21 protein-coding genes are annotated in these 18,842 nt (G+C 70.2%); 14 read left to right on the top strand and 7 right to left on the bottom strand.

Annotation, left to right across the window (positions count from 1 at the left end; translation table 11 throughout):
* Positions 1 to 48 precede the first annotated feature (48 nt).
* The 9 genes from G3N18_RS07890 (at position 49) to ddaH (ending at position 8,975) form a co-directional block, all read left to right on the top strand.
* Entirely contained in the window at positions 49 to 1,731 is a 1,683-nt protein-coding gene (locus G3N18_RS07890) for an ABC transporter family substrate-binding protein (protein WP_196383750.1), read from the top strand.
* 104 nt (positions 1,732 to 1,835) lie between these two features.
* Positions 1,836 to 3,743 (top strand): translational GTPase TypA, encoded by a 1,908-nt coding sequence (typA, locus tag G3N18_RS07885; protein WP_196383749.1) that lies wholly within the window; start codon positions 1,836 to 1,838, stop codon positions 3,741 to 3,743.
* Between the two features lie 70 nt (positions 3,744 to 3,813).
* The gene (locus G3N18_RS07880; protein ID WP_196383748.1) at positions 3,814 to 4,608 is read left to right on the top strand and encodes an AzlC family ABC transporter permease; all 795 of its coding nucleotides are present in this window, start codon (positions 3,814 to 3,816) and stop codon (positions 4,606 to 4,608) included.
* A complete protein-coding gene (locus tag G3N18_RS07875; RefSeq protein WP_196383747.1) occupies positions 4,605 to 4,919 on the top strand; it encodes an AzlD domain-containing protein in 315 nt (104 codons plus the stop codon). Before G3N18_RS07880 ends, G3N18_RS07875 begins: the two co-directional genes overlap by 4 nt.
* Before the next feature lie 22 nt (positions 4,920 to 4,941).
* Complete coding sequence (locus G3N18_RS07870; protein ID WP_196383746.1) at positions 4,942 to 5,343, top strand: histidinol dehydrogenase; 402 nt, start codon at positions 4,942 to 4,944, stop codon at positions 5,341 to 5,343.
* A gap of 9 nt (positions 5,344 to 5,352) precedes the next feature.
* Positions 5,353 to 5,673, top strand: a complete 321-nt coding sequence (fdxA, locus tag G3N18_RS07865) for a ferredoxin (RefSeq protein ID WP_196383745.1) — start codon at positions 5,353 to 5,355, stop codon at positions 5,671 to 5,673.
* A 5-nt stretch (positions 5,674 to 5,678) separates the two neighbouring features.
* Complete coding sequence (gene dapC / locus G3N18_RS07860; RefSeq protein WP_196383744.1) at positions 5,679 to 6,782, top strand: succinyldiaminopimelate transaminase; 1,104 nt, start codon at positions 5,679 to 5,681, stop codon at positions 6,780 to 6,782.
* A 112-nt stretch (positions 6,783 to 6,894) separates the two neighbouring features.
* Complete coding sequence (locus tag G3N18_RS07855; RefSeq protein ID WP_196383743.1) at positions 6,895 to 8,187, top strand: citrate synthase; 1,293 nt, start codon at positions 6,895 to 6,897, stop codon at positions 8,185 to 8,187.
* Positions 8,188 to 8,216: 29 nt separating this feature from the next.
* Positions 8,217 to 8,975 carry a dimethylargininase gene (gene ddaH, locus G3N18_RS07850; protein ID WP_196383742.1) on the top strand — a complete coding sequence of 253 codons (759 nt, stop codon included), beginning with the start codon at positions 8,217 to 8,219 and terminating at the stop codon, positions 8,973 to 8,975.
* A gap of 30 nt (positions 8,976 to 9,005) precedes the next feature.
* On the opposite strand, the gene ppk2 is transcribed toward ddaH, so the two are convergent.
* The 3 genes from ppk2 to dapD form a co-directional block, all read right to left on the bottom strand.
* Positions 9,006 to 9,797, bottom strand: coding sequence for a polyphosphate kinase 2 (gene ppk2, locus G3N18_RS07845; RefSeq protein ID WP_196383767.1), 792 nt, complete (start codon positions 9,795 to 9,797; stop codon positions 9,006 to 9,008).
* A gap of 132 nt (positions 9,798 to 9,929) precedes the next feature.
* The gene (locus G3N18_RS07840; RefSeq protein WP_196383741.1) at positions 9,930 to 10,400 is read right to left on the bottom strand and encodes an ASCH domain-containing protein; all 471 of its coding nucleotides are present in this window, start codon (positions 10,398 to 10,400) and stop codon (positions 9,930 to 9,932) included.
* Positions 10,397 to 11,341: a 2,3,4,5-tetrahydropyridine-2,6-dicarboxylate N-succinyltransferase gene (gene dapD, locus G3N18_RS07835; RefSeq protein WP_196383740.1), complete on the bottom strand. Its 945-nt coding sequence runs from the start codon at positions 11,339 to 11,341 to the stop codon at positions 10,397 to 10,399. The genes G3N18_RS07840 and dapD overlap by 4 nt, the downstream gene beginning before the upstream one ends.
* 66 nt (positions 11,342 to 11,407) lie before the next feature.
* Here dapD and dapE point away from each other — a divergent pair, with 66 nt between their 5' ends.
* The 3 genes from dapE (at position 11,408) to G3N18_RS07820 (ending at position 13,978) form a co-directional block, all read left to right on the top strand.
* Positions 11,408 to 12,484 carry a succinyl-diaminopimelate desuccinylase gene (dapE, locus tag G3N18_RS07830; RefSeq protein ID WP_196383739.1) on the top strand — a complete coding sequence of 359 codons (1,077 nt, stop codon included), beginning with the start codon at positions 11,408 to 11,410 and terminating at the stop codon, positions 12,482 to 12,484.
* Positions 12,481 to 13,692, top strand: coding sequence for a hypothetical protein (locus G3N18_RS07825; RefSeq protein WP_338038389.1), 1,212 nt, complete (start codon positions 12,481 to 12,483; stop codon positions 13,690 to 13,692). The genes dapE and G3N18_RS07825 overlap by 4 nt, the downstream gene beginning before the upstream one ends.
* Positions 13,693 to 13,807: 115 nt before the next feature.
* Positions 13,808 to 13,978 (top strand): DUF3117 domain-containing protein, encoded by a 171-nt coding sequence (locus G3N18_RS07820; RefSeq protein WP_135113329.1) that lies wholly within the window; start codon positions 13,808 to 13,810, stop codon positions 13,976 to 13,978.
* Between the two features lie 125 nt (positions 13,979 to 14,103).
* On the opposite strand, the gene G3N18_RS07815 is transcribed toward G3N18_RS07820, so the two are convergent.
* Positions 14,104 to 14,742: an O-methyltransferase gene (locus tag G3N18_RS07815; RefSeq protein ID WP_196383738.1), complete on the bottom strand. Its 639-nt coding sequence runs from the start codon at positions 14,740 to 14,742 to the stop codon at positions 14,104 to 14,106.
* Between the two features lie 72 nt (positions 14,743 to 14,814).
* On the opposite strand from G3N18_RS07815, the gene G3N18_RS07810 reads away from it, so the two are divergent.
* Positions 14,815 to 15,201: a twin-arginine translocase TatA/TatE family subunit gene (locus G3N18_RS07810; protein ID WP_196383737.1), complete on the top strand. Its 387-nt coding sequence runs from the start codon at positions 14,815 to 14,817 to the stop codon at positions 15,199 to 15,201.
* 9 nt (positions 15,202 to 15,210) lie between these two features.
* Here G3N18_RS07810 and G3N18_RS07805 read toward each other — a convergent pair whose 3' ends face one another.
* The 3 genes from G3N18_RS07805 to G3N18_RS07795 are packed head-to-tail and all read right to left on the bottom strand — an operon-like array spanning position 15,211 to position 18,217.
* Positions 15,211 to 16,362 carry an Mrp/NBP35 family ATP-binding protein gene (locus G3N18_RS07805; RefSeq protein ID WP_196383736.1) on the bottom strand — a complete coding sequence of 384 codons (1,152 nt, stop codon included), beginning with the start codon at positions 16,360 to 16,362 and terminating at the stop codon, positions 15,211 to 15,213.
* Entirely contained in the window at positions 16,359 to 16,943 is a 585-nt protein-coding gene (locus G3N18_RS07800) for a DUF1003 domain-containing protein (RefSeq protein ID WP_196383765.1), read from the bottom strand. The genes G3N18_RS07805 and G3N18_RS07800 overlap by 4 nt, the downstream gene beginning before the upstream one ends.
* Positions 16,943 to 18,217, bottom strand: coding sequence for a magnesium transporter MgtE N-terminal domain-containing protein (locus tag G3N18_RS07795; protein ID WP_196383735.1), 1,275 nt, complete (start codon positions 18,215 to 18,217; stop codon positions 16,943 to 16,945). The genes G3N18_RS07800 and G3N18_RS07795 overlap by 1 nt, the downstream gene beginning before the upstream one ends.
* Positions 18,218 to 18,287: 70 nt before the next feature.
* On the opposite strand from G3N18_RS07795, the gene G3N18_RS07790 reads away from it, so the two are divergent.
* The coding region (locus tag G3N18_RS07790) for a YflT domain-containing protein (RefSeq protein WP_196383734.1) at positions 18,288 to 18,842 on the top strand (555 nt) is incomplete at its 3' end.

Here is an 18,842-nt window from a genome sequence, read left to right as displayed (position 1 = left end):
CGCACCACCTCGCCCGGGCCCCCAGAAGGTAACGAGAGGAAAGATCACATGAGGACACGGAGTGCAAAAGCGCTCGGCGCCATCGCGATGCTCAGCGCAGCCGCGATGCTGTTCGCCGGCTGCGCCGCAGGCAACACCGCGCCCAGCGAGAGCAACAGTCCGTCCGCGGCCCTGCCGACGGTCGACTGGGATGCCGCTGACGCGGGCGACGTGCAGGACGGCGGCACGCTGACGCTCGCCGTCGGCGCCCTGCCGGTCAACTACAACAACTCGGAGATCGACGGCAACGACGTCGACACCAACACGATCCTCGCGGCCACGCAGGGCGGCCCGCTGCGCATCACGACCGAGGGCGCGTCGGAGGTCAACCCCGACTACGCGTCGTCGGTCGAGCTCGTGAGCGACGACCCGCAGGTCGTCGAGATCAAGCTGAACCCGAAGGCAGTCTGGGAAGACGGCACGCCGATCACGGTCGCCGATTATGAGGCCACCTGGAAGGCGCTCAACGGCTCGAACGAGGCCTACCAGGTCGTTTCGACGACCGGATGGGACCAGATCGGCTCGGTCGAGCAGGGCACCGATGAGTTCGACGTGAAGGTCACGTTCAGCTCGACCTTCGCCGACTGGCAGTCCCTGTTCGGTGGCACCGTACTGCCGGCGGCCATCGCGAACGATCCTACGGCGTTCAACACCGGCTTCACCGAGAAAGCCATGCCGTCGTACGGCCCCTACGCGATCTCGAAGATCGACCAGACCGGTCAGGTCATCACGCTGACGCCCAACCCCGTGTGGTGGGGCGCGAAGCCGAAGCTCGACACGATCCTGTTCAAGGTCGTCAGCCAGGCCCAGCAGGGTTCGTCCTTCGCCAACAAGGAGATCGACGCGCTGTCGATCTCGGCGAACGCCGACCTCTACGCCACCGCGAAGGCGCGTGACGACGCCGAGCTGCAGGCCACCAACGGCCTCACCTGGACGCACGTGACGATGAACGCCAAGGAGGGCCCGCTCTCCGACGTCAACGTGCGCAAGGCCGTGGCATCCGTCGTCAACCGCGAGCAGATCTCGTCGGCGGCGAACACCCCCGTCGGCGTTCCCGCCGTCACGCAGGGCGACTACATCTTCATGAACGGCCAGAAGGGCTACCAGGACAAGGCGCTGCCGCACGACACCGCCGCGGCCGAGGGCTTCATGAAGGACGCCGGCTACACGAAGGACGGCGACAGCTGGACGAAGGACGGCGAGGCGCTCAAGCTCACGATCACGGTTCCCGCCGACACGGCGACGAACATCCAGCGTTCCGAGCAGGTGCAGGCCGACCTCGGTGACTTCGGCATTCCGGTGGAGCTGACGACGGTTCCGGCCGCGCAGTACTTCAGCGACTACGTGATCCCCGGCAACTTCGAGATGGTCTCGTTCTCGTGGCAGGGCACGCCGTTCCCGATCTCGTCCGCCGAGGCGATCTTCTACCCGCTCGACTCGGGCCAGAACTTCACCGGTACGACCGACGAGAAGCTCGGCGACCTGTGGACGAAGGCGAACGCCGAGCTCGACCCGGCCAAGCGCATCGAGATCGCCAACCAGATCAACGAAGAGATCTGGTCGTACGTGCCGATGTTCCCGATCGCCCCGCTGCCCAACGTCTGGGCCGTGAAGCAGGGTCTCGTCAACTACGGTGCCGCGATGTTCGGCTACTCGCCCGTCGACTGGACGATCGTCGGCTGGAAGAAGTGAGGCCTGACCGTCACTGACGGTCATCCCTTGTAGAATGGGATGCGCTCCACTCGGGGCGCATCCCATTCTTTCTTTCCTTTTCTCCTTATTTCGATAGGTACTCCATGGCGCACGCCCTCCGTCCTGACCTCCGCAACGTCGCGATCGTGGCGCACGTCGACCACGGCAAGACGACGCTCGTCGACGCGATGCTGCGCCAGACCGGCTCGTTCGGCTCGCACGAGCACATGGAAGAGCGCGCGATGGACTCGAACGACCTCGAGCGCGAAAAGGGCATCACGATCCTCGCCAAGAACACGGCGATCACCTACAACGGCATCCACTCCGACACCCCCGTCACGATCAACGTGATCGACACCCCCGGTCACGCCGACTTCGGCGGCGAGGTCGAACGCGGTCTGTCGATGGTCGACGGCGTCGTGCTGCTCGTGGATGCCTCGGAGGGCCCCCTGCCTCAGACCCGCTTCGTGCTGCGGAAGGCCCTCGAGGCGAAGCTGCCCGTCATTCTGCTCGTCAACAAGACCGACCGCCCTGACGCGCGCATCGCCGAGGTCGAGGAAGAGGCGCACGACCTGCTGCTGGGTCTTGCCGGCGACCTCGTCGACGACGTGCCCGACCTCGACGTCGATGCGCTGCTGGACGTCCCCGTCGTCTACGCCTCGGGACGCGCCGGCGCGGCATCCCGCAACCGGCCCGAGAACGGCGAGCTTCCCGACAACGGCGACCTGGAGCCGCTGTTCGAGGCGATCCTCGAGCACGTGCCCGCGCCCGAGTACGACGACGAGGCCCCCCTGCAGGCCTGGGTCACGAACCTCGACTCGTCGCCCTTCCTCGGCCGTCTGGCGCTCCTGCGCGTCTTCAACGGCACGCTCAAGAAGGGACAGACGGTCGCCTGGGTGCGCCACGACGGCTCGCACTCGAACGCCCGCATCACCGAGCTGCTGAAGACCCGCGCGCTCGAGCGCTACCCGGCCGAGTCGGCGGGCCCCGGCGACATCGTCGCGATCGCGGGCATCGAAGACATCACGATCGGCGAGACGATCGCCGACCCCGACGACGTGCGGCCGCTGCCGGCCATCACGGTCGACGACCCGGCCATCTCGATGACGATCGGTACCAACACCTCGCCCCTCATGGGCAAGGTCAAGGGCCACAAGCTCACGGCGCGCATGGTGAAGGACCGCCTCGACCGCGAGCTCATCGGAAACGTGTCGCTCAAGGTCGTCGAGATCGGCCGCCCGGATGCCTGGGAGGTGCAGGGCCGTGGCGAGCTGGCCCTCGCGATCCTCGTCGAGAACATGCGCCGCGAGGGCTTCGAGCTCACCGTCGGCAAGCCGCAGGTCGTCACCCGCCGCGGCGAGGACGGCAAGCTCAAGGAGCCGTTCGAGCACCTGACGATCGACGCGCCCGAAGAGCACCTGGGTGCGATCACGCAGCTCATGGCGGCGCGCAAGGGCCGCATGGACACGATGACCAACCACGGCACCGGCTGGGTGCGCATGGAGTTCGTCGTGCCCTCGCGCGGCCTCATCGGCTTCCGCAGCGAGTTCCTCACGATCACGCGCGGCACCGGCATCGCGAACGCGATCTCGCACGGCTACGACGACTGGGCGGGCACGATCACGACCCGGCAGAACGGCTCGATCGTCGCCGACCGCTCGGGCGTCGTGACCCCGTTCGCGATGATCGCCCTGCAGGAGCGCATGTCGTTCTTCGTGCAGCCGACCGAAGAGGTCTACGAGGGCATGGTCATCGGCGAGAACTCGCGCGCCGACGACATGGACGTCAACATCACGAAAGAGAAGAAGCTCACGAACATGCGTTCGTCGACCTCCGACTCGTTCGAATCGATGACGCCGCCGCGCCTGCTGACACTGGAAGAGTCGCTCGAGTTCGCCCGCGACGACGAATGCGTCGAGGTCACGCCCGAGAAGGTGCGCATCCGCAAGGTTGTGCTCGACGCGACGGAGCGCGGTCGCGCCGCGTCGCGCGCGAAGCGCCAGGACGCCTGAGCCCCGCCGTCCCCGTCGGCTTCACGCCGGCGGGGCCGGACGGGCCGCGCGCATAAGGAGCGGACGAGCGATGACGGATGCCTCCGACGCCGCCCGCCGCGCGCGGCGCGACGGGCTCGGCGTGGCGCTCGCCACGAGCGCGTACGGCATCTCGTTCGGGGCGCTGGCCGTGGCATCCGGCCTCGACGTCTGGCAGACCTGCGTGCTCAGCCTCGTGATGTTCACGGGCGGCTCGCAGTTCGCCTTCATCGGCGTGATCGGTGCCGGGGGACTGGCCGCGGCACCGGCGGCCATCGCCTCGGCAGGACTGCTCGGCGTGCGGAACGTCGCGTACGGGCTGCGGATGGCGCCCGTGATCGGCACCTCGCGGTGGCGCCGCATCGTGGCGCCGCAGTTCACGATCGACGAGTCGACCGCGGTCGCCCTCGCGCACGAGGAACCGCGGGCGCGAGGGCTCGGGTTCTGGGTGACCGGGATCGGCATCTACCTTGGCTGGAACCTGACGACGCTGCTCGGCGCGCTCCTCGGCGACGTGCTCGGCGACCCGCGCGCCTACGGCCTCGACGCCGCCGCCGCGGCGGCCTTTCTCGCCCTGCTGTGGCCGCGCCTGAAGCAACGCCAGGCGATCGCGGTGGGAGTCGCCGCCGCCGTCGTCGCGACCGTGCTCACCCCGGTGCTCATGCCCGGCATGCCCGTGCTGATCGCGGCGCTCGTCGCGGTGGTCGTGGGGTGGACGAACTGGTTCGCGCCCGGGGCTGCTGTGCGGCGGGGGCACGGGCGGAACGAGCCCGGTGAACCGGCTGGCGCAGAGCGGCCGCCGGACGACCCGCAGGGGCCCGGGGGAGAGCTGGAGGGACTGCCGTGACCCTGTGGACCGCCGTGCTCGTGGCATCCCTGCTCTGCTTCGTACTGAAGGCGCTCGGCTACCTGATCCCGCCGCGCTGGTTCGCCGCGCCCGCGCCCTCGCGCATCATCGACCTGCTGACCGTGGCCCTCCTCGGTGCTCTCGTGGCCGTGCAGACCCTCGGCGTCGGGCAGCAGATCGTCGTGGATGCCCGGGTGCCGGCCCTGCTCGTCGCGGCCGGCCTGCTGACGGTGCGCGCGCCGTTCCTCGTGGTCGTCGTCGCGGCCGCCGTCGTCGCGGCGCTCTTGCGGCTGTGGGGCCTGGCCGCCTGAGCCGCACGCGTACACTCACGGTGTGGGATTCTCTTGGGCACGCGTGGGCACCTGGATCGTCGCGGGGGTGATCGGCCTCGTTTACGGCGTCGCCGGCACGATCGGTCAGGCCGCGATGTGGGGGGCGGTGCCGCTCGGGCTCGTGATCGCCGTGATCGGCGCCGGCGCGCTGCTGCTCGCCGTGCGGAACCTCACCGACGACCGCTGGGCCGCGCTCGCGTGCGGCCTGGGCGCCATGCTCGCGACGCTCGTGTTCTCGGGGCGGGGGCCGGGCGGATCGATCGTCGTGCCCGCACCCGCGGACGGACAGCTCTCGACCGGCATCGTCTGGACGATCGCGGTGCCCCTGCTCGCCGCGGTGATCGTCGGCTGGCCCTCGCACGCGACGCGCGCCGCGGAGCCCGCGGAGGAGACGACGAACTAGACTCGAGGGGTGACGTATGTGATCGCCCTGCCGTGCGTAGATGTGAAGGACCGTGCCTGTATCGACGAATGCCCCGTCGACTGCATCTACGAAGGCGAGCGCTCGCTCTACATCCACCCCGATGAGTGCGTCGACTGCGGTGCGTGCGAGCCGGTCTGCCCCGTCGAGGCGATCTACTACGAAGACGACCTGCCGGCCGAGTGGCAGGACTACTACACCGCCAACGTCGAGTTCTTCGAAGACATCGGCTCGCCCGGCGGCGCCGCCAAGGTGGGTGTGATCCCGAAGGACCACCCGATCATCGCCGCACTGCCCCCGCAGAAGCACTGACCCCGATGGCCGTCCGCGACCTCGACGACTACCCCTGGGACGCCGTCGCCCCCTACGCGGCGCGCGCCAAGGAACACCCCGGCGGTATCGTCGACCTGTCAATCGGGTCTCCCGTCGACCCGACGCCCGCCGTCGTCGCCGACGCCCTGCGCGCGGCGACCGATGCGCACGCCTACCCGCAGACCGTCGGAACGCCGGCGCTCCGCGAAGCGATCGTCGACTGGTACGCCCGCCGCCGCGGCGTCGCAGGGCTGAGCGTCGACGAGGTGCTGCCGACTGTCGGTTCGAAAGAACTGGTGGCGCTCCTCCCGCTCCTGATCGGCGTCGGCCCGGGCGACATCGTCGTGCATCCGCGCGCCGCCTACCCGACCTACGCCGTGGGCGCGAAGCTCGTCGGCGCCGTGCCCGTGGCATCCGACGACCCCGCCGCATGGCCCGGGGGCACGAAGCTCGTCTGGCTGAACACGCCCGGCAACCCCGACGGACGCGTGCTCGACGCCGCCGAGCTGCGCGCCGCGGTCGCCCGGGCGCGCGAGCTCGGCGCCGTGATCGCCTCGGACGAGTGCTACGCCGAACTCGGCTGGGACGGCCCGTGGGCGGATGAGCCGGTGCCGAGCATCCTCGATCCGCAGGTGACGGGCGGCGACCGCCGTGGCATCCTGTCGGTCTATTCGCTCAGCAAGCAGTCGAACCTCGCGGGCTACCGCGCCGCGTTCCTGGCCGGCGACGGCGCGCTCGTGGCCGACATCCTCACGGCCCGCAAGCACTTGGGGCTCATGCTGCCCGGCCCCGTGCAGGCGGCGATGGTCGCCGCGCTCGGCGACGACGCGCACGTCGCCGCGCAGCGAGAGCGCTATCGTGCCCGCCGCGATGTGCTGCGGCCCGCCCTCGAGCGCGCCGGGTTCCGCATCGACCACTCCGAAGGCGGCCTGTACCTCTGGGCGACCGAGGGGCGCGACGCGTGGGAGACGATGGGCGCGCTCGCGGAGCGCGGCATCCTGGCCGGTCCCGGTCACTTCTACGGCGAGCACTTTCCGCAGCACGTGCGGTTCTCGCTCACGGCCACCGACGAGCGCATCGCCGAGGCCGCGCGGCGGCTGGGCGCGTAGCGCGAGTTCGTGGGTTTCCTCCGAGGCATCCGCCCGTCCTTTGGCGGAGATCTGAGTAGGCCGTGACGACTACTAGGCTGTAGAGGATCCCCCGACCACTGAAGGAGGCTTCGTGAGCGACACGGGCAACCCCCAGACCGCGACTGTCACGGTCGGCGACAAGACCGCCGAGCTGCCGGTTCTCTCCGGCACCGAAGGGACCCCGAGCGTCGACTTCTCGGCGTTCACGAAGCAGACGGGCCACACCGCCCTCGACTACGGATTCGTCAACACGGCCGCCACCAAATCGGCGATCACCTACATCGACGGCGACCAGGGGATCCTCCGTTACCGCGGCTACCCGATCGAGCAGCTCGCGAAGAACAGCACTTACCTCGAGGTCGCCTGGCTGCTCCTCTACGGCGAGCTCCCCACCGCCGACCAGCTCGCCGACTGGGACGACAAGATCCGTCACCACACGCTGCTGCACGAAGACCTCAAGCGCTTCTTCTCGTCGCTGCCGCACACGGCGCACCCGATGTCGGTGCTGTCGGCGGCGACCGCCGCGCTTTCGACCTACTACGAGGGGCAGTCCGACCCCGACAACCCCGAGCACGTCGAGCTGAACACCATCCGCCTGCTCGCGAAGCTGCCGGTGATCGCCGCTTACGCGCACAAGAAGTCGATCGGCCAGGCGTTCCTCTACCCCGACAACTCGCTGAGCTTCGTCGACAACTTCTTGAAGCTCAACTTCGGCAACCTCGCCGAGGTCTACGAGGTGAACCCGATCACCTCGCGCGCGCTCGAGCGCCTGCTGATCCTGCACGAAGACCACGAGCAGAATGCCTCGACCTCGACGGTGCGCCTGGTCGGGTCGACCGGCGCCAACCAGTTCTCGTCGATCTCGGCGGGCATCAACGCCCTCTACGGCCCCCTGCACGGCGGCGCCAACGAGGCGGTGCTCGACATGCTCGCGCGCATCCGCGACTCGGGTGAGAGCGTTCAGCGCTTCGTCGAGCGGGTGAAGAACAAGGAAGACGGCGTGAAGCTCATGGGCTTCGGGCACCGCGTCTACAAGAACTACGACCCGCGCGCCAAGCTCGTGAAAGAGTCGGCCGACGAGATCCTCGCCGAGCTCGGCGTGCACGACCCGCTGCTCGACCTCGCGCAGGAGCTCGAGCAGGTCGCCCTCGAAGACGACTACTTCAAAGAGCGTCGCCTGTACCCGAACGTCGACTTCTACACCGGCGTCATCTACAAGGCGATGGGCTTTCCCACCCGCATGTTCACGCCGCTGTTCGCGATCGGTCGCCTGCCCGGCTGGCTCGCGCACTGGACCGAGATGCAGAACGACCCGCAGACCAAGATCGGCCGCCCGCAGCAGCTCTACATCGGCGCCGGCGAGCGGAACTACCCCGGCATCTGACCCGCGGCGAGACCCGCTAGGGTCGAGCCATGTCGCGTCTGCTCGTCCGTCGTCCGTCGCCCCTCCTCGCCGACGGCGAGCTGACCCACCTCGATCGGGTGCCGGTCGACCCTGACCTCGCCCTCGCGCAGTGGCGCGGCTACGTGGATGCCTTCCGTCAGCGCGGCTGGGAGATCGTCGAGGTCGACCCCGCCGACGATCAGCCCGACGGGGTCTTCGTCGAAGACGCTGTCGTCGTGTTCGACGACTTCGCGGTGCTCTGCCGCGCGGGCGCCTCGTCGCGGCGGGGTGAGGCGGAGACGATTGCTGAGGCGGTGTCGGCGCTCGGCCTCGAACACGCCGCGATCGAAGAGCCGGGCACGCTCGACGGCGGCGACGTGCTGAAGGTCGGCCGCACCGTGTGGGTGGGGCAGTCGTCGCGCACGAACGAGGCGGGCATCGCGCAGCTGCGCGCCCTCGTCGAGCCGCGCGGGTGGGAGGTGCGCACCGCGCCGGTCACCAAGGTGCTGCACTTCAAATCGGGTGTCACGGCGCTCCCCGACGGCACGGTCGTCGGCTACGAGCCTCTCGTCGACCAGCCGGACCTCTTCGCCGCGTTCGTCGCCACCCCCGAGGAGCATGGCACGGCGGTCGTCATCCTCGACGAGCAGAGCGTGCTGATGTCGTCCGACGCGCCCGAGACCGCCGCGCTCTGGCGCGCACGGGGGCTGGACGTCGTCGAGGTGCCGATCAGCGAGTTCGAGAAGCTCGAAGGCTGCGTCACCTGCCTGTCGGTGCGGGTGCGCTGACGCGCGCGGCGTGACGTCTCAGCCGCCGCGTCAGGCGTTCGCGACGACCTCGGCGGCGTAGTCGGGCACGTAGTTCTGCAGATCGCGGGGCGGGCGCTCGTAGCCGCCCGAGGCGGGGCGGGGCGGGATCTCGATCGGGTCGCGCTCCACCTGTTCGTAGGGGATCTGCGACAGCAGGTGGTGGATCATGTTGATCCGGCCGCGGCGCTTGTCTTCGTTGTCGACCTCGAACCAGCGCGCCTCGGGGATGTCGGTGTGCACGAACATCGTGTCTTTCGCGCGCGAGTAGTCCTCCCACTTGGTGATCGAGAGCACGTCGTTGGGGGAGAGCTTCCACCGCCGCATCGGGTCTTCGTTGCGCGAGCGGAAGCGCTTCTCCTGCTCGACGTCGGACACGCTGAACCAATACTTCAGCAGGATGATGCCCTCTTCGACCAGCATCCGTTCGAAGATCGGCGCCTGGTGCAGAAAGCGGTGGTACTGCGCGTTCGTGCAGTACCCCATCACGTGCTCGACGCCGGCGCGGTTGTACCAGGAGCGGTCCATCAGCACGATCTCACCGGCGGCCGGCAGGTGCGCGATGTAGCGCTGAAAGTACCACTGGGTCTTCTCGCGCTCGGTCGGGGTCGGTAGCGCGACGGTGCGGGTGACGCGGGGGTTGAGGAACTGCGAGACGCGGCTGATGGTCGAGCCCTTGCCGGCGGCATCGCGGCCCTCGAAGATCACCACGACCCGCGCCCCGGTCGTCTGCACCCAGGCCTGCATGTCGACCAACTGCGCTTGCAGCGCCTTCAACTCGCGTTCGTACAGCTTCTTCGGCATGCGCTCGCTCATCTGCCGACTGTAGCGCGGCGCGTGCCGAACGCCTGCTCGGCGGGCCGGGAGTGCACCCCGTCGGGGTCTGAGGCGACTTCTGTCACACCCCGCAGTGTTTCGTCACGCTCACGTGTGTCGTCACGCCGACGACGGGCGCGGCCAGAGCAGCTCGAACCGCTCGCAGAGGATCGGCATGTCGGGCGCGAAGCCGCGGGGCGAGGCCGAGTAGCGCCGCCAGTAGCGTTCGTGGGCCTCGCGCCATGAGGCGAGGGTGCGCTCGCCCTCGCCTTCGGAGTGCGCGTGATCGGCGCTCACGCGGTCGAAGGGCACGATCTCGAGCGCGGTCGTCCGGATGAGCGCGCGCGGCTCGCCCGACCCGTCGAGGATGGTGCTGAGCTCGCCTACCTGCGGCATCGGCTCGTCGCCGTCTTCGTACTCCCAGACGGTCGACGCGGTGCCCGTCTTGATGCCGGCGAGCACGAGCGCGAGCAGTTCGTCGGCGTGCGCGGGCGTGGCCCCGAAGGGCCACGCCTCGGGAGCCTGCGGCGGCAGCGTGGCATCCTCGGCGCGTCGCTCTTCCCAGAACGCGGCGACGGATGCCTCGCTCACGCGTGCAGCGCCTCGTTGAGGGTCACGCCGACGCCTTCGCGGCGCACGGCCTCGACGGCGCCGGTGAGGGAATTCCGGCGGAAGAGGATGCCGTTCTGACCCGACAGCTGCGCGCCCTTGACCACGGGGCGCGAGCCGTCGTGCAGGGGCGCCTCGTTCGGCAGCACGATCTTCGATCCAGCCGTGACGTACAGGCCCGCCTCGACGATGCAGTCGTCGCCGAGCGAGATGCCGATCCCGGCGTTCGCGCCGAGGAGGGTGCGTGCGCCGATCGACACGCGATGCGTGCCGCCGCCCGAGAGGGTGCCCATGATGGATGCCCCGCCGCCGATGTCGGACCCGTCGCCGACCGTGACGCCCTGCGAGATGCGGCCCTCGACCATCGAGGCGCCGAGGGTGCCCGCGTTGAAGTTCACGAAGCCCTCGTGCATCACGGTGGTTCCGGGGGCGAGGTGCGCGCCGAGCCGAACGCGCGAGGCATCCGCGATGCGCACCCCCGCCGGCACGACGTAGTCGGTGAGGCGCGGGAACTTGTCGAGCCCCTGCAGCTGGATGCCGGCGCGCTGCAGCTGCGGGCGCAGCCGCGCGAAGGCCTCCGGGTGCACCGGGCCCGCGTTCGTCCACGCGACGTTCGGCAGGTGCGCGAAGACACCGGCGAGGTTGAGGTCGTTCGGCGCGACGAGCAGGTGCGAGAGGGCGTGCAGGCGCAGGTAGGCGTCGCTCGTCGACTGGGGCGCCTCGTCGAGGTCGATCTCGATCACGACCACCTCGACGGTGACGTCGCGTCGCGGGTCGGGGCCGGCGGATGCCTCGAGGCCCGACGCGTCCGCGTCAGCGGGCGCGCGACCCGCTGCGGGCGCGGGGAACCAGGTGTCGAGAACGGTGCCGTCGCCGGCGATCGTGGCAAGTCCGGCACCCCAGATCCAACGCTGTTCAGTCATGCCCCCCAGCGTATCGGCCGCGCCCGCGCCGGCTCGTGCTGTGCCGCGCTGGATAGACTCGGGCGCATGGCACGCCTCGACCTCACCGCCGGTTCTGTCGACCTCACCCGTGCGATCTGCGACATCCCGAGCGTGTCGGGAGACGAGGCGACACTCGCCGACGCGATCTTCGCGGCGGTCTCGCCGCTCGCGCACCTCGACGTGTACCGCGACGGCGACACGATCGTCGCGCGCACCCACCTCGGCCGCGCGCAGCGGGTCGTCATCGCGGGGCACATCGACACGGTGCCGATCAACGAGAACCTGCCGACGCGCGACATCGTCGACGACGGTATCGCCTACCTCTGGGGGCGCGGCACGGTCGACATGAAGGGCGGCACCGCCGTGCAGCTGAAGCTCGCCGCCGAGCTCTCAGACCCCCGTGTCGACATCACCTGGATGTGGTACGACAACGAAGAGGTCGACTCGGACCGCAACGGGCTGACCCGCCTCGCGCGCACGCGGCCCGACCTCTTCGCCGGCGACTTCGCGATCCTCGGCGAGCCGTCGAACGGCGGCGTCGAAGGCGGCTGCAACGGCACGCTGCGCGCCGTCGTGCGCACCCATGGCGTGCGCTCGCACAGCGCTCGCGCGTGGATGGGCGAGAACGCGATCCACCGCGCCGCGCCGATCCTCACCCGCCTCGCCGAATACCGGCCGCGCGAGATCGAGGTCGACGGCCTCGTGTACCGCGAGGGGCTGAACGCCGTGCGCATCGCGGGAGGCGTCGCCGGAAACGTGATCCCCGACCTGTGCGAGGTCGAGGTCAACTTCCGCTTCGCGCCGAGTCGCACCGTCGAGGATGCCGAGGCGCACGTGCGGCGCGTGCTCGAGGGCTTCGAGGTCGAGATCGTCGATGCCGCGGCCGGTGCCCGGCCGGGGCTCGACGCGCCACTCGCCCAGGAGTTCCTCGCCGCCGTCGGGGGAGGAGCACGCCCGAAGTACGGCTGGACCGACGTCGCCCGCTTCTCGGCGCTCGGCGTGCCGGCGGTCAACTACGGCCCCGGCGACCCGAGTCTCGCCCACCACGATCAGGAGCGCGTGCCCGTCGCGCAGATCGAAGACGTGGAGCGTGGCCTGCGCGCCTGGCTGACCGCGTCGTGACGGGCGAGCAGTTGGTCGACGCGCCGCCGCGACTCCGGCAGCGCCCCGCCCTCACCGTCGGGGCGATCTACCTCGCCGCGCGGGCGATCACGACGATCTTCCTGCTCATCGGCGCGGAGATCGCGAACCGGAACGGCGCCACCGGCGCGACGATCGGGTCGCTCTCGATGCGGTGGGACGGTCAGTGGTACTGGGTGGTCGCGACGAGCGGTTACCCCGCCGAACTGCCCCTCGACGAACACGGCGATGTGACCCAGAACGCGTGGGCGTTCATGCCGCTGTACCCCGTGCTCGCGCGCGGACTGTCGTTCGTGCTCGGCGGTCAGTACCCGATCGCGGCGATCGCCGTCGCCCTCGTCGCGGGCTACTTCGCGAGCCTCGCCCTCTACCACCTGTTGCGCGAGCGCATCGATGCTACTGCTGCCCTCTGGGCGGTCGCCCTCTTCGCCGCGGGCCCGCTCGCCGCGCTCTTCCAGATGGGCTATGCCGAGAGCCTCTTCCTGCTCTGGCTCTTCCTCGCGCTCCTCGCCCTCGTACGGCGCCGGTTCGGGTGGCTGTACCTGTTGATCCCGCTCATGGGATTGACCCGCCCGGGCGTGCTCGCGTTCGCGCTGTTGCTCGGGGTCTACGGCCTGTGGCGGTGGCGGCACCGCGCCACCGATCCGCTCCCGGCGCGCCAGATCGTGCACATCGTGTCGCTCGGCGCCCTCGCGGTGGCCGTCGGCTTCTCATGGCAGGTCATCGCCGGTATCGCGACGGACGACCCGTCGGCGTACCTCCACACCGAGTTGTCGTGGCGCCGCGGGTGGACGGGCGACGACGGCGGGTTCGTGCCGTTCGAGGGGTTCGTGCAGGCATCCGCCATCTGGTTCCGCGTCTGGGGGCTCCCCGAACCGCTCGGCTACGTCGCCCTCGCGGTGCTCGTGGCCGCCATCGCGGCGCTCCTGCTGTTCGAACCGCACGTGCGCCGGCTCGGCGTCGAGATCCGCCTGTGGTCGGCGAGCTACGTGCTGTACCTGCTGCTGGTGTTCTTTCCGCAGTCGAGCATCTTCCGCCTGCTTCTGCCGCTCGCGCCGCTGTATGGCGCGCTCGCGCTGCCGCGTCACCCCGCGTGGCGCTGGACGGTGCTCGGCGTGGGCCTCGTGCTGCAGTGGTGGTGGATCTATCAGATGCTCGTGCTCGGCACGACCTTCACCCAGATCCCGTGACCTCCGCGCGCGCCGCGCGCTGGGCGATGAGGCGCAGGATGTCAAGCGTGACCGTGGCTGTCCCGGCGTACCGATAAACTCTTGGTGTAGTCCGAAGACGAAAGGGAGCCCCCAAATGGCAGCCATGAAGCCGCGAACCGGAGACGGACCTATGGAGGCCGTGAAGGAGGGACGCCTCATCATCGTGCGCGTTCCCCTCGAGGGCGGTGGCCGTCTGGTCGTCTCCGTCAATGACGACGAGGCGAAAGAACTCCACGGCGTGCTCGGCGAGGTCGTCGGCGCCTGAACCCCGCTGATCCGTGCGAACGGCCGGCGCCTTTTCGAAGGCGACCGGCCGTTCGGCGTCTACGGGCAGTGCCGTCTGGCGCATGCCGGCGGCGGGGTCACAGCCGGTGCGTGACGGCTGCGAGGTCAGTGCTCCGCGGGTACCGTCGTCAGCTGCAGCAGCCCTTCGCCAACGATCGAGAGGGCTCCGAGGACGGCGGGCGACGCCTGCGTCTCTTGGATCAGCGAGCGGAACGCCGTCGTGATCGGGTCGCGCCGCACCGGGTCTGCGACCGCCCCACCGCGCAGCGCACGCGGCACGAGCACCGTACCGCCGGCGCGGACGAGGCGCAGCCCGTGTTCGACGTATTCGATCACGCCCTCGGGATCGGCGTCGACGAGGACAATGTCATAGGATGCCTCGTTCATGCGCGGCAGCACATCGGCGGCGCGGCCGGTGATGAACCGGGAGCGGGCGGCGGGGATCTTCGCTTCGGTGAACGCGGTGCGTGCCGCGGCGAGGTGCTCGGGCTCGATGTCGATCGTCGTGAGCGTGGCGCGGGGCGAGCCGTGCAGCAGCCACAGGCCCGACACGCCCGCGCCGGTGCCGATCTCGACGATGTTGAGGGCCGCGGTCGCCGCGGTGACGACGGCGATCTGCGCTCCGACGGCGGCGCTGATCGGGTCGGCGCCGAGCTCGACCGCACGCGCCCGCGCCCGCTCGATCGATTCGGGTTCGACGGCGGCCTCCAGGGCGTACCTGCGGATCGCGTCTGATTCGGCCATGAGCACTCCTTCACCGCCAGCGTACGGTGCGCGCAGGCCGAGATGCCGCAGGCGCACGGGTAACCTGGAGGCATGTTCTTCGGCTACGACATGGAGAAGTTCCTCCTGCTCCTCGTCGTGGCTGCTCTGCTCATCGGGCCCGAGCGGCTGCCGCGGTACGCGGAGAGTCTGGCCCGGCTCACGCGGCGCTCTCGGGAGTGGCTGGCCGGTGCGCGCACGCGCGTGAAAGAGGAGATGGGCGACGACTTCGACGAGGTCGAGTGGCGGAAGCTCGACCCGCGCCAGTACGACCCGCGGAGGATCATCCGCGACGCGCTGCTCGAAGACGCGCCGGTTCCCACCGTGCAGGCGGCAGCGGTCGGCGCGGCGGCCGCCGCGACCGCGACGACGCCGCTCGCGCCCGTCTTCGACCCCGACCGCGCGGTGGCCGGCGTGCCGTACGACGACGAAGCGACCTGATCGCCCGCGTCAGCGCGGGGTGAACGGGAGCGCGCGGCCGGCGAGACCCCGGCCGGTACGCGCCAGGGTGTCGGCGATGCGCGAGATCGCCTGTGCCGCGACATCCGACGGCTCGCCGACGACGACCGGGATGCCGGTGTCGCCGCCGCGGCGGAGCGCGACGCTGAGCGGCACCGAGCCGAGCAGGGGCACCGCCGCACCGTCGGGGTCCGCGTCCGAGAGCGCATCGGCGACGGCCTGACCGCCGCCCGCACCGAAGAGGTCGAGAACCGAGCCGTCGGGCAGCGTCATCGCCGCCATGTTCTCCACGACGCCGATGACGTGCTGACCGGTCTGGCCGGCGACGAGCCCGGAACGGACGGCGACGTCGGATGCCGCGGTCTGCGGCGTCGTCACGACGAGCACGCCAGCGTGCGGCAGCAGTTGGCCGACCGAGATCGCGACGTCGCCGGTACCGGGGGGCATGTCGAGCAGCAGCACGTCGAGATCGCCGAAGTAGACGTCGGTGAGGAACTGCGACACCGTGCGGTGGAGCATGGGCCCCCGCCAGGCGACCGCCGCGGCGGGCTGGTCGCGCGGCAGGAACATGCCGATCGAGATCGTCTTCACCCCGTACGCGACGGGCGGCAGCATGAGGTCGTCGATGCGGGTGGGCTGCGGCGGCAGGCCATCGGGCTCGACGAGACCGAGGAGGGGCGGGATCGAGAACCCGTGGACATCCGCGTCGACGAGGCCCACGGCGAGCCCCCGCTCGGCGAGTGCGACCGCGAGATTCGCGGTGAGCGTCGACTTGCCGACGCCGCCCTTGCCGCTCGTCACGGCGATCACGCGGGTGAGCGAATCCGGCCCAAACGGCATGACGCGCGCGGCGCCGCCGCGCAGGCGCTCGGTGAGGGCGGCGCGCTCGGCTGGGGTCATCACGCCGATCTCAAGGTCGACCTGTGCGACGCCGGGAACGGATGCCGCGGCCGCCCGCACGTCGCGCTCGATGCGTTCGGCGGCGGGGCATCCCACGATCGTCAGTGCGATCTCGACGTGCGCGGTGTCACCCTCCACGCGGACCGAGCGCACCATGTCGAGGTCGTCGAGCGGGCGGCGGATCTCGGGGTCGGTGACGGCGCCCACCGCCCGCGACACGGCATCGGTGTCAGGAGGCGTCATCGTGCGGAGGGCCCGGGCGCGGGCTGGGACTTCGCGGGCGTGCTCGAGGGGTCGGTCGGTGCGGTCGGAGCGGGGGATGCCTCGACGGGTGCCAGTTCCTCGAGCAGAGCGTAGAGCTCTTGGCGCAGCACGTCGCGGGTGAGCACCTGGTCGGAGACGTCGGTCATCGCCATGCGCAGGGCGACCACCTCGCGGGCGAGGTATTCCGTGTCGGCCAGGTTCCGCTCGGCGCGCTGACGGTCCTGCTCGATCTGCACCCGGTCGCGGTCGTCCTGCCGGTTCTGCGCGAGCAGGATGAGGGGGGCGGCGTACGACGCCTGCAGCGACAGCACGAGCGTGAGCACCGTGAACCCGTAGGTCTGCGAGTCGAAGCGCCATGCCTCGGGCGCAAGGGTGTTCCACATGATCCAGCCGACGCAGAACAGGCTCAGGATGAGCAGGAACATCGGCGTTCCCATCGCGCGCGCCACCCACTCGGTGAACCGGCCGAAGCGGTCGCGCGAGGGCGCGGGCGTGCGGGTCAGCACCCCGGCGCGCCGGCCGCGCGGGTCTTCCAGGTTCACCTTCTGGGTGCGTGCCATCATCGCCGGACCTCTGCGGCCGTCGCCTCGGCCGATTCATCGCCATCGTGCGAGCGCCAGTCCTCGGGCAGCAGGTAGTCGAGTACGTCGTCGACACTCACCGCGCCGACGAGCCTGTGCGCCTGGTCGACCACGGGCAGCGAGACGAGGTTGTAGCTCGCGAGCATGCGTGCGACCTCGGCGGCCGAGGCGGTCGCCGGCACCGCATCGGCCGCCTCGTCGATGATCGCGCCGAGCCGTTCGTGCGGGGGATAGCGCAGCATCCGCTGGAAGTGCACCGTGCCGAGCAGCCGCCCGGTGGGGGTCTCGTAGGGGGGAAGCGTGACGAAGACGGCGGCGGCCAGGGCCGGGTGCAGCTCGTGACGGCGGATGAGCGCGAGGGCTTCGGCGACCGTGGCATCCGCCGACAGCACGATCGGCTCGCTCGTCATCAAGCCGCCGGCGGTGTCGGGCCCGTACTTCAGCAGGGCGCGGACGTCTTCCGCCTCCTCGGGCTCCATCAGCTCGAGCAGCTCTTCGCGCTGATCCTCGGGCAGCTGGGCGAGGACGTCGGCGGCGTCGTCGGGCTCCATCTGATCGAGGATGTCGGCGGCGCGCTCGTCGCCGAGCGCCTCGAGGATGTGCACCTGATCGTCTTCGGGCATCTCTTCGAGCGCGTCGGCGAGACGGTCGTCGCTGAGCTCTTCGGCGACTTCGAGCAGCCGCTCGTCGGGCAGGTCGAGCAGCGTGTTCGCGAGGTCGGCGGGCTTCAGGTCGGAGTACGTCGCGACGAGCTGCTCGGCCGACTGCGCCTCGCCGGGCGACTGCTGCTCGCGCACGTCTTTCCAGTCGGCGAACGTCGTCGGGCCCTTCGCGAAAGGAGAGGCGGATGTCTTGGGCTTGCGCAGGAACAGCTGCCCGATGTCCCACATGCCGAGGCGGTCACGCTCGATCGCGACGTCTTCGATCACGGCCTCGCCCGAGCCGTCGGTGAAGTACACCTTGCGACCGAGGAGCTCGGTCATCACCCGCACCTCGCCGCCGCGCTGTTGGAAGCGGCGCACGTTGATGAGGCCGGTCGTGATGACCTGACCCGCCTGGATGGAGGTGACACGTCCGATCGAGAGGAACACGTGCCGGCGGCCCGGAATCTCGACCACGAGACCCACGACCCGCGGGGGGTCGTCTTTTCGGTAGATCACGACGACGTCCCGGACTTTGCCCAGACGGTCGCCGGCGGGATCGAAGACGGTGCACCCGACCAGGCGCGCCACGAAAACCCGTTGCGTACTCACCTCTCCAGCGTAGTCGGCGCGACCGCCTCGGAGCGGGACGCACCGTCGGCGCCCGTGACAAGATGGAGCGATGAGCATGATGGGCGGCACGCCGCAGGAGCACGGCGAGAAGATCGCCGACTACGCGACCTATCAGGGCGCCCAGCAAGCGGTGTCGCAGCTGGTCCAGGGCGACATCCCCGCGCGCGACATCGCGATCGTCGGCCACGGGCTTCGCTCGGTCGAGGCCGTTACGGGGCGGCTCGGCTATGCGGCCGCGGCGCGCTCGGGCGCGATCAACGGCGTGCTGCTCGGGTTGCTCTTCTCCGCGATCTTCGTGCTCGGCACGCCGGGCGCGGCGATCCAGCTCTTCGCCGGGGTGATGCTCGTCGGCATCGCGATCGGCATGCTGCTGAGCCTCGTCACGTATGCGGTGCTGCGGCGTCGCCGCGATTACACGTCCGTCACGCAGGTGCTCGCCGATCGTTACGAGGTGACGGTGCTGCCACGCAGCATCCACCGTGCCCGCGAGATCGTCGGCCGCGTGGTCGCGGCCGCGCCCGCACCGGCCGTCGCACCGGTCGACCTGACGACTCCGCCGCAGTACGGCGAGCGGATCGATCCCGCGCCCGCGGGCGCCCCGGCC

The sequence above is a fragment of the Microbacterium paulum genome (genome assembly GCF_015707995.1).
In the GTDB taxonomy this organism is placed as follows: Bacteria; Actinomycetota; Actinomycetes; order Actinomycetales; family Microbacteriaceae; genus Microbacterium; species Microbacterium paulum.
Note: the sequence above shows the minus strand (reverse complement) of the source record. Positions and strands in the feature narration are given on the sequence as shown.